Here is a 15,163-nt window from a genome sequence, read left to right on the forward strand (position 1 = left end):
CACAATCTTATTGTTAATTAATTGTTTCTCTCATTGTGCCGAGGGTTAATCTGACTGTGATCTCAGCAACGCAGGAGATTTCCGATGCCGGCTTTCAATAGGCTGACTCATCAGATTTGGAACGATGCTCTCGGAGTTATGACCCACTACTGGGAGAACTATGCCATCGCGCAATGACAGCCCTATAGGCTGTCCCTATGCGGGCAGTAGTAAAGTTTCAAGCAGCAAATCGTGGGTGATCTATAGTTAAGTTTGCCCTGATAAAGAAGACAATTTTTGTCAATGACGAAGAAACAGGAGAGGACGATGTCTCAGAACAATACTGGCGGTAAGTGCCCCGTAATGCACGGTTCAAACACCGCCGAGAAGGGTGATGTGATGAACTGGTGGCCGGAGGCTCTGAACCTTGACATTCTTCACCAGCATGACCGAAAAACCAATCCGATGGGGGAAGATTTCAGCTATCGGGAAGAGGTTAAAAAGCTCGATTACGAATCACTCGAAAAAGACATGCACGCGTTGATGACAGACAGCCAAGATTGGTGGCCGGCAGACTGGGGCCACTATGGCGGTTTGATGATCCGAATGGCATGGCACTCCGCAGGTACCTACCGACTGGCTGATGGCCGTGGCGGCGGCGGCACTGGCAACCAGCGTTTTGCGCCGCTGAACTCGTGGCCCGACAACGGCAACCTCGACAAGGCACGGCGCTTGTTATGGCCGCTCAAGAAAAAGTACGGTAATAAAGTCAGCTGGGCAGACCTGTTCATCCTGGCCGGTAACGTCGCCTACGAATCAATGGGTTTTAAAACCTTCGGCTTCTCTTATGGCCGGGAAGACATCTGGCATCCTGAAAAAGACATCTATTGGGGTGCGGAGAAAGAATGGTTGGCGCCCTCCGATGGTCGTTATGAAAACGTCGACAAGCCGGACACCATGGAAAATCCATTGGCGGCTGTTCAGATGGGCCTTATTTACGTGAATCCGGAAGGTGTAAATGGTCAATCCGATCCGATCAAGACGGGTGACCAGGTACTCGAAACGTTTGCCCGCATGGCCATGAATGCCGAAGAAACCGCAGCACTGACCGCTGGTGGCCACACCGTAGGTAAAACCCATGGTAACGGTGATGCGGATGCTCTCGGGGCTGAGCCGGAAGGTGCCGACGTACACGAACAGGGCTTCGGCTGGCACAACCCGAACATGAAGGGTAAGGCTGCCAATGCCATTACTTCTGGTATTGAAGGTGCCTGGACCACCAACCCGACCCAGTTTGATATGGGTTACTTTGATCTACTGTTTGGTTATGAGTGGGAGTTAAAAAAGAGCCCTGCAGGCGCGAATCAATGGGAGCCGGTCGATATCAAGGAAGAACACAAACCCATTGATGCGACCGACCCGTCCATCCGTCACAACCCGATTATGACAGACGCGGACATGGCAATGAAAATGCACCCGGCATTCCGGCCGATCTGCGAAAAGTTCATGGCCGATCCCGAGTACTTCAAAGATTGCTTCGCGCGAGCGTGGTTTAAGCTGACTCACCGGGACATGGGGCCGAAGTCCCGTTATGTGGGCCCGGGTGTGCCCGCGGAAGACCTGATCTGGCAGGATCCGGTGCCTCAGGGTGAAACCAACTACATCGAAGAAGTGGTGAAAGAAAAGATTGCCGAGGCAGGGTTAAGTATCAATGAACTGGTCTCGACTGCCTGGGACAGCGCCCGTACCTACCGCGGTTCAGACATGCGGGGCGGTGCCAACGGCGCTCGTATTCGCCTGGCTCCGCAGAAGGACTGGGAAGGCAATGAGCCGAAGCGCCTGGCTAAGGTTTTGAAGGTATACGAAGCAATCTCCGCCGAAACCGGTGCCAGCATTGCAGATGTCATTGTGGTTGGCGGTAACCTGGGTGTAGAGCAGGCTGCGAAAGCTGCTGGCTACGAGGTTCATGTACCGTTCCTTAAGGGGCGTGGCGATGCAACGGACGAGATGACCGATGCAGAATCGTTCGAACCGATGGAGCCGCTCTCTGATGCTTTCCGCAACTGGCAGAAGAAGGATTACGTCGTCAAGCCGGAAGAAATGCTGCTGGACCGAGCTCAGCTCATGGGTCTGACAGCACCCGAAATGACGGTTCTGCTCGGTGGTATGCGAGTGCTGGGTACTAACTATGGTGGAACCCGCCACGGCGTGTTTACGGACCGCGTTGGCCAGCTGACCAACGACTTTTTCGTCAACCTGACGGACATGGCTAACCGTTGGGAGCCAACTGGCAAGAACTCGTACAACATCGTGGATCGCAAGAACGGCAACACCAAGTTCACGGCGACCCGTGTAGATCTGGTGTTTGGCTCCAACTCCATCCTGCGTTCATACGCCGAGGTGTACGCCCAGGACGACAACGAAGAGAAGTTTGTGAAGGACTTCGTTGCTGCCTGGACCAAGGTCATGAACAACGACCGCTTTGACGTGAAGAAGTAAACCCGCAGTAACCAGCCGGGCATCCTGTTTCGGGATGCCCGGCTACCTATTTCCCCCCGAATTCCTTACAATCCGCTCCGCCTGATTTTTGATCAGCCGCATTCTGATTCATTTCTCTCAGTTCCTGGAGCCTTCATGCGAATCATCCTTGCCCCGATGGAAGGGCTGGTCGACGCACCTATCCGCGAAACCCTGACCAAGGTCGGCGGGATTGACCGGTGCGTGACGGAATTTATTCGCGTGACCCACGGCATGCTTCCGCCCCGGATTTTCTACAAGTACGCCCCTGAACTTTACAACAATGCGCTGACCGAAGTGGGCACGCCAGTGGCCGTTCAACTGCTGGGCTCCAACGCTGAAATGATGGGCCGTCATGGGGCCAAGGCCGCCGAGCTGGGAGCAGGGCAGGTGGACATCAACTTCGGCTGCCCGGCCAAGACTGTGAACAAGCATAAGGGCGGCTGTGTACTGATGCGCGAGCCGGAGCTGATGTATGAAATCACCGCGGCCGTTCGTAAAGCGGTGCCTGCGGATATTCCGGTCACAGCCAAGATGCGCCTGGGCTATGACGACCGTTCCATGGGCGTGGCCTGTGGCCAGGCTCTGGAAGCGGCCGGCGCCTCCGAGATTGTTATTCACGCCCGCAGCAAGGTGGATGGTTACAAGCCACCCGCTTACTGGGAAGAAATCGCCAAGGTACGCGAAGCGGTTAAAAGCCACGTCATCGCCAATGGTGAAATCTGGACCGTGGACGATTACTGGCGGTGCCGGAAAGTCTCCGGCTGCGACGATGTGATGATCGGCCGGGGCCTGATCGCCCGGCCGGACCTGGCGGCACAGATTAAAGCCTCCCAGAACGGTGAGGTGCTGGATCCCATGAGCTGGGCAGAGGCTGTGGTTCTGGTGCGGGAATACGCTGCCGCCCTGCAAACCCGCCTGGAGGACAAATATGTGACCGGCCGCATCAAGCAATGGCTCAACTACCTGCGCCAGGGCTTTGCCGAAGCCGAAGCCCTGTGGCCCCAGGCCCGTAAAATCCGCGAAGTGGCGCCGATGCTGGCCTGTCTGGATCAACCGGTTGACTTGTCGCAGCGCAGCTCCAACGCTGCCTGATTCCTCACTTTTCGTTCCTCTGAACTAGACTGGTACAAACCGGGATTGTTGTCGTAAATCCTTCCGGTTCATGTAAACGAGAGGGACAACACCATGAGATCAAAAACAGCGGGCATGGCGGCCCATCTTTTTTTTGGCGCCACCCTGGCGCTGACGGCGGCTACCGCCGCGCAGGCAGACGATCACGTCGTCAAAGTAACACCCTTAGGCAGCCACGACGGTGAGTTCTGCAGCCGCGACCGCGCCCTGGTCTTCGAAGACCCCAACGGCACCCGTATTCTCTACGATGCCGGCCGAACCGTGGCCGGCGGCGATGACCCGCGGCTAGGCAACATTGATGCCGTGCTGGTTTCGCACATGCATGGTGACCACGTGGGAGACCAGCGCATCGCCAAGACCAATCAGGGCAGTTGTGCCAGCCCGGATACATCGGTTTCCAGCCTGCCTCAATCCAATACCGTGGACATTGCCCTGAAGAAAAACGCCACCATTGTGACCGGCAGCGAAATGCCTGCGTTCTTTGCTGCGAAACTGAAAGAAGGTGGCGGTGATCCGTCGAAATCGGTACTGGTGCGCTTTGGCGGAAGCCGGGACATCGGTGGTGTGTCGATTACCACGGTACCGGCTGTACACAGCAACGGGGTGTCACCGTCGTTTCTGTCCGGGCCGCTGGCGGACTACCTGGCTGCAGCCGGCGTGGGGGCCAGTGTGGGACCACCTACCGGTTACGTGCTGACCTTCAGCAATGGCCTGGTAGTGTATCTGTCCGGGGATACCGGGATTACTGCCGAGCAGAAGCTGGTGGTGAATGACCACTACGGGGCCCAGCTGGTGGTGATGAATATTGGCGACACCTTTACCACCGGTCCGAAAGAAGCGGCCTATGTGGTGAACGACCTGATTGAGCCAGCGGCCGTCATTGCATCGCACGCCAACGAACCGGCTACCGAGAGCGGAAAACTGAAAGAGGGCACCCGCACGGCACAGTTCCGGGAACTGGCATCCATGCCGGTTTATGTCCCGCTGAGCGGCCAGACCATGGCCTTCAACGGTTCCGCCGGGTGCGTGAGCGGTTGTAACTGACGGCGAGTATCAGCCCTCGCTTTCCATTGCGGGGGTATAGTCACCGGAACGGGCAAGGCCATTGAGTCTCGCCCGTTTTTTCATGGCGGCCTGTGCTGCCCCGGCATTCTCCAGTTTTCCGGCCCAGGCTTTCTGGGCCGGTTCCTGCAACGCCCGGCCATAGGAGAAACTCAGCTCCCAAGGGTGGTAGCCCAGGCTGTTCAGGGCATTGAGGTTTTCGGTGGATTCTTCGGGCGTCTGGCCGCCGGAAAGGAAGAAAATCCCCGGCACGGCCGCCGGCACAACGCGCCGGAACACGCTCAGTGTCGCTTCGGCAACCTGTTCGGGCGTGGCTTTGCCGGATTCCTTGCCCGGTGTCACCATGCTGGGCTTCAGCACCATGCATTCCAGGTTCACCCGGTGCCGGTGCAGGGCCTTGAACACTTCCAGCAATACGTCTTCGCTCACCTCTGCGGCCCGTTCGATGGTGTGATTCCCGTCAATCAGTACCTCCGGCTCGACGATCGGCACAATACCCATGGACTGACACACGGCGGCATAGCGGGCCAGTACCTCGGCGTTGGATTTGATGGCCTGGAATGAGGGCAGGTTATCCGAGATATGGAACACATCCCGCCACTTGGCGAATCGCGCACCCATGGATTTGTAATGCTCCAGCCGTGCAGCCAAGCCATCCAGACCGTAGGTAATCTCGTCCCCCGGGGCATTCACCAGCGGGCCTTTGCCTTGGTCAACCTTGATGCCGGGCACAATGCCCTGACTGGCAAGCAGCTTGGGGATAGCGACGTCATCCAGGCTCAGTTGTTCCAGGGTTTCTTCGTACAGAATCACGCCGCTGATGTGTTCGCCAAGGCCGGGTGTGGAGAAAATAATGCTGCGGTATTCGCGCCGTGTGGCTTCCGTGGATTCAACGCCAACGGCTTTGAAGCGTTTTGCAATGGTAGGGGAGCTTTCGTCTGCGGCCAGAATGCCTTTGCCCGGTTGCACGAGATCGGCAATGGTGGCGCTAAGTTCTTCCTGAATGGTCATGGAGCCTCCTTTAGTCAGGTGTTGGCGTTTTATCGAGTGCTCAGCTCAGTTTAGTCGTTAATTCCCGTGTCGTTATTTGATCTGAGCTAAGGCAGGATCCTCCGGCAACTTCTAGACTTGATGCATAACAAGACAAAAGGGAAGTCAGCCATGAAAACCGTTGTCAGTGTCAGCCAGGGCTCGTCTGAGTACGACTACGAGCTCGAAACCGAATTTCTCGGTCAGACCTTTCGCGTGGTCCGTGTCGGAACCGATGGCAACCTGGAGCGGGCCGAAGCCATTCTCGATTCGGTCAGGGAACAGGCGGATGCCATTGGTCTGAGCATGATTCACGATCACTATCAGGTGGGGCGGGAACAGTTGCAGCATCCCGACACCGCCCGGCTTGAGGCCTGTGTGCCCGACAAACCGGTCACCACCGGTGCCGGCTTGCGAGGTATCCTGCAGGAATGGGCCGTGCGCCACACCCAAACTGAACTGGGGCATTTCTTCGACAACGCCCGGGTAATGTTCATGAACGGTCAGGCCGGTTTTCGTATTGCCAAAGCTTTGTCGGAACATACGGACAACTTGCTGTTTGCCGATCCCTATCTGGATTTTGGTGCCCCGCGCCTGCTGACCTCACTGGGCCAACTGGAAACCTATACCAGGCTAACCTCGCCGGTGATGTTTAGCCCCAATGCTGTCAAAGTGATCGAGAGGCTGCACCGAACACCCTTGTATCGAATGGGTGAAAAGCTGATCAGCGGTTCGCTTCATGAATCCGTGAAGGACTGCCATGTGATCGTCGGTGCGATGGGTGATCTTGAGATGTTCTCGGAACGGGAGCTCGATGGCAAAACGGTGATTACCTCTCGGGTGACCGAATCGGCCCTGGACTGGTTCCGCTCCCGAAAAGTGGCCATGGTGGTGGACTACAGCCCCTGGCTGGAAGGGCGGCCGGTGGGTGTCAATGTGATGGAAGCGATGATCAGTGCGGCGCTGTCTCGCACACCGGAGCAGCTAGGCGCCGATGACTTTCTGGACGTGATCGAGCGGCTGGGCATCGAACCCCGTATTCTGTACCCCAACGGCTACCGCCGGGTAAATCGTTTTGCCTTTGTGATCCACCCGCTGTCGCAGCAGTATCTGACCAAAACGCCACCCCTGGACTGGGTGGCCAGCGTGTCGCCGCCGGCTGTGATGAACCTGGTGGAAAAAGCCATTGCCTACACGCCGCCCTTTGTCTATTCCAAGGTGTCTGGCATCACCTCGCCCACCGGTGACGAAGTCGAAGGCTGGTTGATCACCGTGGGCGGCACTCCGAAAGAGATCATGGCTCATGATCCGGAGTTCACCTACAGCCGGTTGCTGGCGGCCGCCAAACTGGCCAAAAAGCTGGGCGCCCAGATTATGGGCCTGGGCGCGTTCACCAAAGTGGTGGGTGATGCCGGCATTACGGTTGCCAAGCGGGCACCGCTGCCCATCACCACCGGCAACAGCTACAGTGCCTCTGGCGCACTTTGGGCCGCTCACGATGCGGCCAGAAAGGTCGGCCGGGTGGGTATTGGCAAAAGTGGCAAAATGGCGGGCAAGGCGATGGTGGTGGGGGCCACCGGCGCGATTGGTTCGGTCTGCGCCCGGCTACTGGCCAAGGCAGTCGATGAAATTTACATGGTCGCGCCGGAAGCCGCCAAGCTGCTGGCGCTCAAAGAGAGCATTGAACTGGAAACTCCCGGGGCCATCGTGCATGTGGCCGCCACGACCGACCGGGACCTGTCAGACATGGACATGGTTGTGACGGCCACTTCTGGCGCCGGTAAACGTATCCTGGACATCATGAAGGTGAAACCCGGCTGTGTAATCACCGATGTGGCCAGGCCGTTGGATATCCCGCCAGAGGATGTCGCCAAACGCCCCGATGTGCTGGTGATTGAATCCGGCGAAATCCAGTTGCCGGGTACGGTAAAAATGAAAGACATTGGCCTGCCCAAGGGCATTGCTTACGCCTGCCTGGCCGAAACCATCGTGTTGGCACTGGAAGCCCGGTTCGAGAACTTCACCCTGGGCCGTAATATCGAGTGGGAAAAGGTTCGGGAAATCTACAAACTTGGATTGAAGCACGGGATGGAGCTGGCGGCTGTTTCCGGAGTGAACGGCGTTTTCACGGAAGCAGATTTTGAACGGGTGCGAACCCTGGCAGAAGAGTCCAGCGAGCCGGCTTTGTCATCACCGGCATAAAAATTGGCCTAGAAACACCTGACGCAAGCCAGCCTGGACGAGTAGCCTGTAGGTAATAGACAAAACCTGCAGGTTTACGGGAGATATCCAATGAATGCTCCGGCTTCTCAGATCAAGAAGGCCAACTCCGCCCAGTACCGGTCGGCCACACCGCCGGGCCAGATGCCGGTCGTGCGCAGTCCGGATTTCAACTTTCCGGACGATCTGCCCAGGTATTGGTGGGATAACGACCCGGTCAAGACTCTGTTGCTGGCCGCATTGTCATCCAGCTTTCCACCTGGCGAAAAATTCTTCATTGATTCGGTTCGCTACTATCAAGATCAGATAACCGACCCGGAATTGAAGAAGGCCATTCGCGCATTTATCGGCCAGGAAGCCCATCATTCCAAAGAACACAAGTTGATGAACGGTTTTTTGGAAGAGCGGGGCGTTGGGCTGGCTCGTCTGGAGAGGGAAGTGCAGTGGTTTATGGACCGGCTGCGCAAACGCTTCACCCCTGAGCGCCAATTGGCCCATACCGTAGCGGTTGAGCACTTCACCGCCTTGATGGCAGAAGAGTTCCTGCTCAAATTCGATGCCCTTGATGAAATGGACCCTCGGATTGCGCCGGTTTGGGCCTGGCATGCCATTGAAGAGTCAGAGCACAAGGCGGTGGCTTTCGACGTCTATAAAAGCGTAGGCGGCAGCGAGTTCATCCGGGTCACGGAAATGATGGTTGTGAGCGTGGTGTTCCCGCTGTTCACCACCATTCATCTGGTGCAGTTGATGAAAGCGGACGGTGAGCTGGGAAATCTGAAATCCTGGCTGGGCGCGTTGAACTACATGTGGGGCAAGCCCGGAGTGTTTCGGAAACTTATGCCGTCCTATCTAAAATATTACAGCCCAAAGTTCCACCCCTGGGATAACGATGCGCGAGAGCTGGTGGAAAAGGCTAAGAAGCGTTGGTTGCCAGCGTCGATTCGCGGTTGAGCAGGGCCTGTTTGCGCTCAATGCCCCAGCGGTAACCACCGAGGCCACCATCAGCCCGTACAACTCGGTGGCAAGGGATGATCACCGCCAGTTTGTTGGCTCCGCAGGCACTGGCCACCGCGCGCACGGCCTCAGGCCTGCCAAGCGTGTTCGCAAGCTCCGAATAACTGACCGTCTGCCCAGGTGGGATGGTCTGTAGCAACGTCCAGACCTCGCGCTGAAAAGCCGTGCCCTCTGGTGCCAGCCGGTAATCCAGTGTGCCTGCTGGAGCATCGATAAACTGGCTAATCCGGGCAAGCGATTCAGCGCTTTCTGTGCCAGCGGGCATGCAGGTTTGATCGGGAAAGTGCGCACTGAGCAAGGCGACAAGCTGTTCTTCGCTATCCCCCAGCTCGATTGCGCAAAGCCCTTGTTCTGACCAGCCTGCTATCAGCCAGCCCAGGGTGCAAGAGGTAATCCCATAGTGAATCACGGCATTACGCCTGCAACTGCTTGCGCATGTTAAAGCGAAGGAACTGGGCACCGCGAACAGTGACTCGTTGCTCTTCCATCACTTCAAACCCATGGCTTTCAAAAAACGGCCTGGCAACCACGCTGGACTCCGTGTGCAGTTCCTGAACGCCGCGTTCCTTCAGTTGTTGTTCCGCTTCGTTATACAGCGCCGAAGCAATACCCTTACGGGCGAAGTTGGGCGCGGTAAACACCAGGTCAATCGTGCCGTTAGGCTCGTAGGAAATAAAGCCTGCCAGAGCGGAGCCTTCCTCAGCCACCAATGTTTCCATCGCGTCCAATCGTTGTTGCCAGGTGTCCAGATTGGGTGTGCGGGACGCCCAGGCATAACGCTGGGTTTCATCGTAGGCTGCAGCCGTCAGTTCGTGAACCGAATCGGTAAACAAACGGACCACCGGGCTCAAATCCTGAATCCGGTACTTGCGAATGGTGAGAGATTTGACTGTGCTCATGATAATTCAGAGTGCGCCTGTGTTGGAAAGCAGGGTGAAAACCAATACGCCAGCTACTCTTCGCAGCATACCGACACCAGCAAGAAAATCCAGCATTTCAACCTCGCTCAACAGCCTGAACAGTGAGCAGTGAAAAGTATAGCAGTGAGCCTTATTTCTGGTCTGCTACGGATACGCTTGACCAGACTGGCGCCTCATTATAACCTGCATCCGAAATAAATCTTATTAAGCGACAACAGAGGTGCTCCAATGAAACTGTCATTCCTGAACATCGTTATGAAAGAAGATGCAGAAGCCGAGTCCACGGCAGCGTCAGCGGTAGAGGTACATGAGACCGCCGAGGCGAGCCAGGATGAGGCTCAGAGTAAAGGCAAGCACGGTGAGAATTTCTGCTGCGGCTCCTGCTCGTAATCAGAAAATACCCTCAGCGGATGCTCTCAGCCAAAGCCTCGGCAATGGCCTGATACCCGTTCTCGCCAGGATGATACCCATCGCTGGCGAGCAGCGACTTATCGGTGAGCGCCGGATAACTCAGATACCGGAAACCCATTGGTGCATGCTCGGCCAATTCCTCGTATACCCGATTCAATTGTCGTGCCCGCCAACCCACGATGTGCCGAAGTGGTGAGGGCAGTGCGGTGAACAAATGCATGGGCGGTACACTCAGCAAATACAGTGGCGCTGGGTGCCGTGACACCAATGCCTCACGAAGCGCCAGTAGTTGCTGGCGGAATTGATGCCGTGGTGTAAAACCTGTGGTGTCGTTCACTCCCATGCTTAAAACAACGGCATCCGCCAGAGGCAGTTCCATATTGACCAATGCGTTATTGAGCGGGCCAAGTCGAACACCGTTAACACCAAAGGTGTACCAGGAAACGGTCTGGCCGGATCGCTGGTGAATCTGCAGGGCTATCTGGCTGGCAAGGCCCTGGTCGTGTCGGGCAACGCCCACACCGGCGGCGGTGGACTCACCAATTACCAGAATCCGAAACTCGGGATCACCATCTCCGTATTGGCCCGACATGGGACCCTGGGCCTCTGGCAGGCGCGGGGTACTCTTGCGGGTGCGATTGCCCTGGTACAGCAACACTGGAGCGAGCAGGGCGGTGGTTAGCCAGAAAGGTAGGTGCAAGTGTATCTCCGGTTTTCAGTTGAGGGGTACGGTTACCCATCCGCAATCCGACGATCACGACAAAGGCGCCCAACCAGATCGTAAGAGAATAGTGCTCCTTGAACCAGACCGCCCCAATGAACACCCCGGTGACCGGGTTTGATTGTGTGGATGTCGTGTTGAGCGTGTGAAGGATGGGTGACTTGGAGCCCTGTCCATTCCGGGCATGAGCGACACGGCTAGTCACTCGGATGTTACGGAGGGCGCGCACCTAGCCACAGCTTCGCTTCCGCTATCACCGTCTCCATCCGCTTTTGCAGAGCTTGCTGACGGCGTGTACACAGGTAAACCGTTTCACGGACGGGCTTTCCAAGCCGATGGGATTTGATGCATTCGGGATTATGAAACGCTTCAACCGCGTGAGCGGGCAAAACCGTAAAGCCCAGGCCAAGGCTCACGGGTTCCAGAATCAGCCCAATCTGATTGGAGAAGCCTGTTTTAGGGAACAGGTTACTGTGTTGGAACTCGGGGAAGTTGGCACCGAGCAACAGAGCGGCATGGTGGCTGCCGTCCGGATGATCCACGAAGCCGAGATTCATGAGCGCATTCCAGCTTGTATCCGGTGTGCTGGCTGGTGTAACCAGCAATAGCGATTCTTCTGCAATGGCAGTGCACTGCACATCGGCGAGGGTAGATCTTGTCGTCATGAAGCCCAGATCAGCTCTGGAGTTGGCAATGGCCTGCTCCACGTCTTGATTGGGGGCAAACCGGTAATCAATGCAGAGCTTTGGGTGGCGGGCCTGAAGTTCCAGAAGTTTGGGATACAGCTTAAGCCCTATGCTACCTGGTGACATGATGCGCACTGGCCCCTCGTGGGGAGGGTCGTCGCCAATTCGCTGCTCGAGATTCGACAGCGCCAGCAGAATGTCTTGCGCTTCGGCATAAAGCCTTCGGCCCGCCTCCGATAACAAAAACTGCTTACCCTGGCGTATCAGAAGATCGACGCCCAGCTGTTCTTCCAGCTTGCGGATATGCTGGCTGACGCCGGATTGTGTCATGTGCAGCCGCTCTGCTGTACGGGTGAAGTGGCCGACGTCCACCAGAGTGCAGAAGGTTCGTAACCAGATGATATTTGTAATCATAAACGGTAATCATTTATATGATGAACGATAATTTTACGTGATTAATCGTGCTCTGTAACCTGTTCGCAGTATCAATGAGGAGAGCACCATGAGTAATGTTTACCCAAGAAACTTTTCGCACATTGGCATCTCAGTGCCAGATCTGGACCAAGCCGTTAAGTTCTACACCGACGTGATGGGCTGGTACCTGATTATGGAACCGACCGAGATCGAAGAAGACGACAGCGCCATCGGAGAGATGTGTACCGACGTTTTCGGCGCTGGGTGGGGTGGCTTCCGTATTGCGCACCTGTCTACCGGCGACCGGATCGGGGTAGAGCTGTTCCAGTTCCGTAACCAGACCAACCCGGAGGACAACTTCGAGTACTGGAAGACTGGCGTGTTCCACTTCTGCGTGCAAGACCCCCATCTGGAAGAGTTGGCCGAGCGCATTGTGGCCGCGGGCGGCAAGCGCCGGATGGAGAAGCCGCGCTACTACTATCCAGGCAAAAAGCCGTACCGCATGATCTACATGGAAGACCCTTTCGGCAATATTGTGGAGATCTACAGCCACAGCTATGAGCTGATCTACAGTGAAGGGGCTTACTGAGCCTGGATAACAAGCGATGGAAGGGCGGGCAGCGGTCCATGGCTGCCGCACTGTCGACCGTTGTGTGGCCGACAGTGAGGCCCCGGCCCCTATGGCAGGCTTTTTACTTCCGGCGGCCTCGGTGGCGAAGTTTCACCCAAGTTGTAGCTTTCCATCTCCTTGATGATTTTGCTCAGTGCGTTGATGGTTTTGGTGATCAACCAACGATCTCCGGCCAGATATTTCACGGTAATCCCCCGGCCAAAACAGGCACCTTCCGGGCCACTCATGTCGACAACGTCGATAATGCCAGAACCCGGTGGGAGTGTGGTGTAATCCTCCCAGCTTGGGTCGATCAGAGGATGTTTTCGGATCAGGTTGGCGCGGAGCTTTTTGAAGTCTGCCTCACATTCATGAAGAGTGGCGACGTAGCCTTTGGCCAGGTTGATGACTCTCTCAATGTCGTGACTATCAAGAGGAGACTGCTCTTTCTTGACGTGCAGATGCAGTCGCTCCATGTGTAGCCGCAGCGTTAACCCGATGATGTATTCCGGTATCACGTATTGTCTTATCTCGCGGTTGTGTTCGAGAACCACCATTGCGCCCTGGAAATCGGTCCTGCCATCCAGATGCGCGTTCAATTCATCCCGGAATTCCTGTTTGTCATAATCCGAAAGGTCCTGGCCTGCGTTACCGCCCGCAGAGCTCAATGCGATGGATTTGGAAATATAGTGATCCAGCCAACGAGACACCAACATAATCTTGGCAGACTGGACCTTGGCCTCATTCTGGCTAAGGGCCGCTATCAGACTGCTGGTGATATCTTCGAGTTTAAGGGGCTCAGGTTTTGTGCTTGTGCCAAACAAGCTGAGTATCTGCCCCGCAAGACCAACGCCGGTTTTCGAGGTGCCCAAAACCACGCTGGATTTGGCGTACCCACCGATTAAACCATCCACAATAGCCATCGCTATGTCGGCCGCCTGCTTGGCATCAATCGTGAAGCCTTGCTGTGCTTGGATATTACCGATGTCTCGAAGAATGGTCTGGTCGCTTTTGCCGCTGAGTTTTATCAGTTCCAATGGTTCGCTGGTGATTTCCACCGGGGTCATAACCGGCGTGACCACCACGTTGCTGGTTCCGGAGTAGTGCTTGCCAGCACCAACGATGGAACTCCCCGTGACGCCGCCCCATTTTAACTCCAGGGTGACTTTCGAGTGCCCAGTAGAAAGATCTTTAAAAGCATCCCGAGACTCACGCCCGTATTTTGACAGGTCGATTCTGCCATCAGCGAGGCCGAACCAATGCATCGTGTCGTCCGCATCAAAGATTCGGTAATAGACGGTAGATACAGGGCCTCCGTTTGATCGAAAGATAATTCTCATGATGCATGTCCTCATGCTTGTTCTGAACTATTTGGCAGAGCAGGAAGGCATCCTGACTCCATAGATAGGAACACTGCGGACCATCAAGACATCAAGACATTAAGGCAGCTGAGGCACAGATAGGAAATCTGTGCGGAGGCAGAAAGCCCGAAGATGGAGAACCTTCGATGAGTTTAGGCAATGCTGGTGATAACACAAAAAATGGAACAGAGGAGGGCTGATGTATTTTGGCGCTGGGACTGCCGTTATCCCCGCGCCCTTTAAAGCCTATTGATGGCTCTGCCAATGTTATCCCTTGCTGCGCGTTCATACCTTTCTTTGAAAAGCTCAAGGTTGTAGACGCTGGGGCTGCTAAGAAAGGATTGAAGTAACTCTTTTCGCTTCTTGCGGTAGATGAACCAGGGCACAAGCCGATACTCCTTGCGCACGTTACGTTCAAACTGATCGTACACCGCTGGCGGGGCACCCAGAATGGCGAGATCGATATCGACGATGAGCTGCTCATCGTGGCACTTTAAACTGCCGTTGTGCAGCGTGGCCATGATCAGGGTGTGCACGCGCGCGATACCCGCCTCGTGGTAATCGTGGGAGGCAAGAAACGTTTGTGCCCAGTTTGCGCTGTCTAGCTCGTTGGTCTTCGAGAGGGGCTTGTAGATGGCATCGTGGAACCAGATGGCAAGCTCCAGCTCTTCCGGTCTCTCAGCGATTTCCTTTACGCCGTCAAAGTGGCTGAGCATGGCATCGATGTGGTCGACCGTATGGTAGAACCGGCGCTTCTCTGAGTAGGCGCCGTGAAGCGCGTTATAACACTCTGTTGAAGGCGGAAGCCCCATAGCGTTCATCAGGGTTTGCCATCTGGTTTGATTCATCATGTTGCTTTGGGGAGTCCTCAGTGAACCTGGAAATCGCTTTTATTCAGAACCAATGAACTGAACAATGGCCATCTTTCTCTCGTGGTTTTTCAGCCAATCCCTGACCTCTACGGGAGCCTGTAAATAAATCTGTGTAACTGCCCATCCCATTACAGGTGGCCGTCCAGGCGGTCACCGAACTCGATAATAAAGCGATTCAATGCCGGCTTCCAATCGCGGATCGGCATGGTCCAT

At 55.8% G+C, this 15,163-nt stretch carries 14 protein-coding genes; 7 read left to right on the forward strand and 7 right to left on the reverse strand.

What is annotated here, in order from left to right; all coding sequences use genetic code 11:
- The first annotated feature begins 306 nt into the window (after nucleotides 1-306).
- From katG to QPL95_RS17270, 3 genes are all read left to right on the forward strand, one after another.
- Nucleotides 307-2,478 (forward strand): catalase/peroxidase HPI, encoded by a 2,172-nt coding sequence (gene katG / locus QPL95_RS17260; RefSeq protein ID WP_303292165.1) that lies wholly within the window; start codon nucleotides 307-309, stop codon nucleotides 2,476-2,478.
- Nucleotides 2,479-2,613: 135 nt separating this feature from the next.
- On the forward strand, nucleotides 2,614-3,591 hold the full coding sequence (locus QPL95_RS17265) for a tRNA-dihydrouridine synthase (RefSeq protein WP_303292166.1): 978 nt from the start codon (nucleotides 2,614-2,616) through the stop codon (nucleotides 3,589-3,591).
- Nucleotides 3,592-3,705: 114 nt separating this feature from the next.
- On the forward strand, nucleotides 3,706-4,674 hold the full coding sequence (locus tag QPL95_RS17270) for an MBL fold metallo-hydrolase (protein ID WP_303292180.1): 969 nt from the start codon (nucleotides 3,706-3,708) through the stop codon (nucleotides 4,672-4,674).
- Between the two features lie 9 nt (nucleotides 4,675-4,683).
- Here QPL95_RS17270 and QPL95_RS17275 read toward each other — a convergent pair whose 3' ends face one another.
- Nucleotides 4,684-5,703: a class I fructose-bisphosphate aldolase gene (locus QPL95_RS17275; protein ID WP_303292167.1), complete on the reverse strand. Its 1,020-nt coding sequence runs from the start codon at nucleotides 5,701-5,703 to the stop codon at nucleotides 4,684-4,686.
- Nucleotides 5,704-5,853: 150 nt separating this feature from the next.
- On the opposite strand from QPL95_RS17275, the gene QPL95_RS17280 reads away from it, so the two are divergent.
- A complete protein-coding gene (locus QPL95_RS17280; RefSeq protein ID WP_303292168.1) occupies nucleotides 5,854-7,923 on the forward strand; it encodes a dehydrogenase in 2,070 nt (689 codons plus the stop codon).
- Between the two features lie 90 nt (nucleotides 7,924-8,013).
- Complete coding sequence (locus QPL95_RS17285) at nucleotides 8,014-8,892, forward strand: metal-dependent hydrolase (RefSeq protein WP_303292169.1); 879 nt, start codon at nucleotides 8,014-8,016, stop codon at nucleotides 8,890-8,892.
- Here the strand turns inward: QPL95_RS17285 and QPL95_RS17290 are convergent.
- On the reverse strand, nucleotides 8,855-9,364 hold the full coding sequence (locus QPL95_RS17290) for a methylated-DNA--[protein]-cysteine S-methyltransferase (protein ID WP_303292170.1): 510 nt from the start codon (nucleotides 9,362-9,364) through the stop codon (nucleotides 8,855-8,857). The two genes, QPL95_RS17285 and QPL95_RS17290, sit on opposite strands and share 38 nt — an antisense overlap.
- A gap of 4 nt (nucleotides 9,365-9,368) precedes the next feature.
- A complete protein-coding gene (locus tag QPL95_RS17295; protein WP_303292171.1) occupies nucleotides 9,369-9,854 on the reverse strand; it encodes a GNAT family N-acetyltransferase in 486 nt (161 codons plus the stop codon).
- 249 nt (nucleotides 9,855-10,103) lie between these two features.
- Here QPL95_RS17295 and QPL95_RS17300 point away from each other — a divergent pair, with 249 nt between their 5' ends.
- Nucleotides 10,104-10,265: a CCGSCS motif protein gene (locus QPL95_RS17300; protein WP_303292172.1), complete on the forward strand. Its 162-nt coding sequence runs from the start codon at nucleotides 10,104-10,106 to the stop codon at nucleotides 10,263-10,265.
- Nucleotides 10,266-10,278: 13 nt separating this feature from the next.
- On the opposite strand, the gene QPL95_RS17305 is transcribed toward QPL95_RS17300, so the two are convergent.
- Nucleotides 10,279-10,986, reverse strand: coding sequence for an SGNH/GDSL hydrolase family protein (locus QPL95_RS17305; protein WP_303292173.1), 708 nt, complete (start codon nucleotides 10,984-10,986; stop codon nucleotides 10,279-10,281).
- 233 nt (nucleotides 10,987-11,219) lie between these two features.
- Nucleotides 11,220-12,107: a LysR family transcriptional regulator gene (locus tag QPL95_RS17310; RefSeq protein ID WP_368389762.1), complete on the reverse strand. Its 888-nt coding sequence runs from the start codon at nucleotides 12,105-12,107 to the stop codon at nucleotides 11,220-11,222.
- A gap of 88 nt (nucleotides 12,108-12,195) precedes the next feature.
- Here QPL95_RS17310 and QPL95_RS17315 point away from each other — a divergent pair, with 88 nt between their 5' ends.
- Entirely contained in the window at nucleotides 12,196-12,696 is a 501-nt protein-coding gene (locus QPL95_RS17315) for a lactoylglutathione lyase family protein (RefSeq protein WP_303292174.1), read from the forward strand.
- Nucleotides 12,697-12,785: 89 nt separating this feature from the next.
- Here the strand turns inward: QPL95_RS17315 and QPL95_RS17320 are convergent, their stop codons facing one another.
- Both QPL95_RS17320 and QPL95_RS17325 read right to left on the reverse strand, forming a co-directional pair.
- Nucleotides 12,786-14,057 carry a hypothetical protein gene (locus QPL95_RS17320; protein ID WP_303292175.1) on the reverse strand — a complete coding sequence of 424 codons (1,272 nt, stop codon included), beginning with the start codon at nucleotides 14,055-14,057 and terminating at the stop codon, nucleotides 12,786-12,788.
- Nucleotides 14,058-14,317: 260 nt separating this feature from the next.
- Nucleotides 14,318-14,929, reverse strand: a complete 612-nt coding sequence (locus tag QPL95_RS17325) for a hypothetical protein (protein ID WP_303292176.1) — start codon at nucleotides 14,927-14,929, stop codon at nucleotides 14,318-14,320.
- Between the last annotated feature and the right edge of the window lie 234 nt (nucleotides 14,930-15,163).

This window comes from Marinobacter sp. SS5-14b (genome assembly GCF_030541005.1).
Classification (GTDB): domain Bacteria; phylum Pseudomonadota; class Gammaproteobacteria; order Pseudomonadales; family Oleiphilaceae; genus Marinobacter.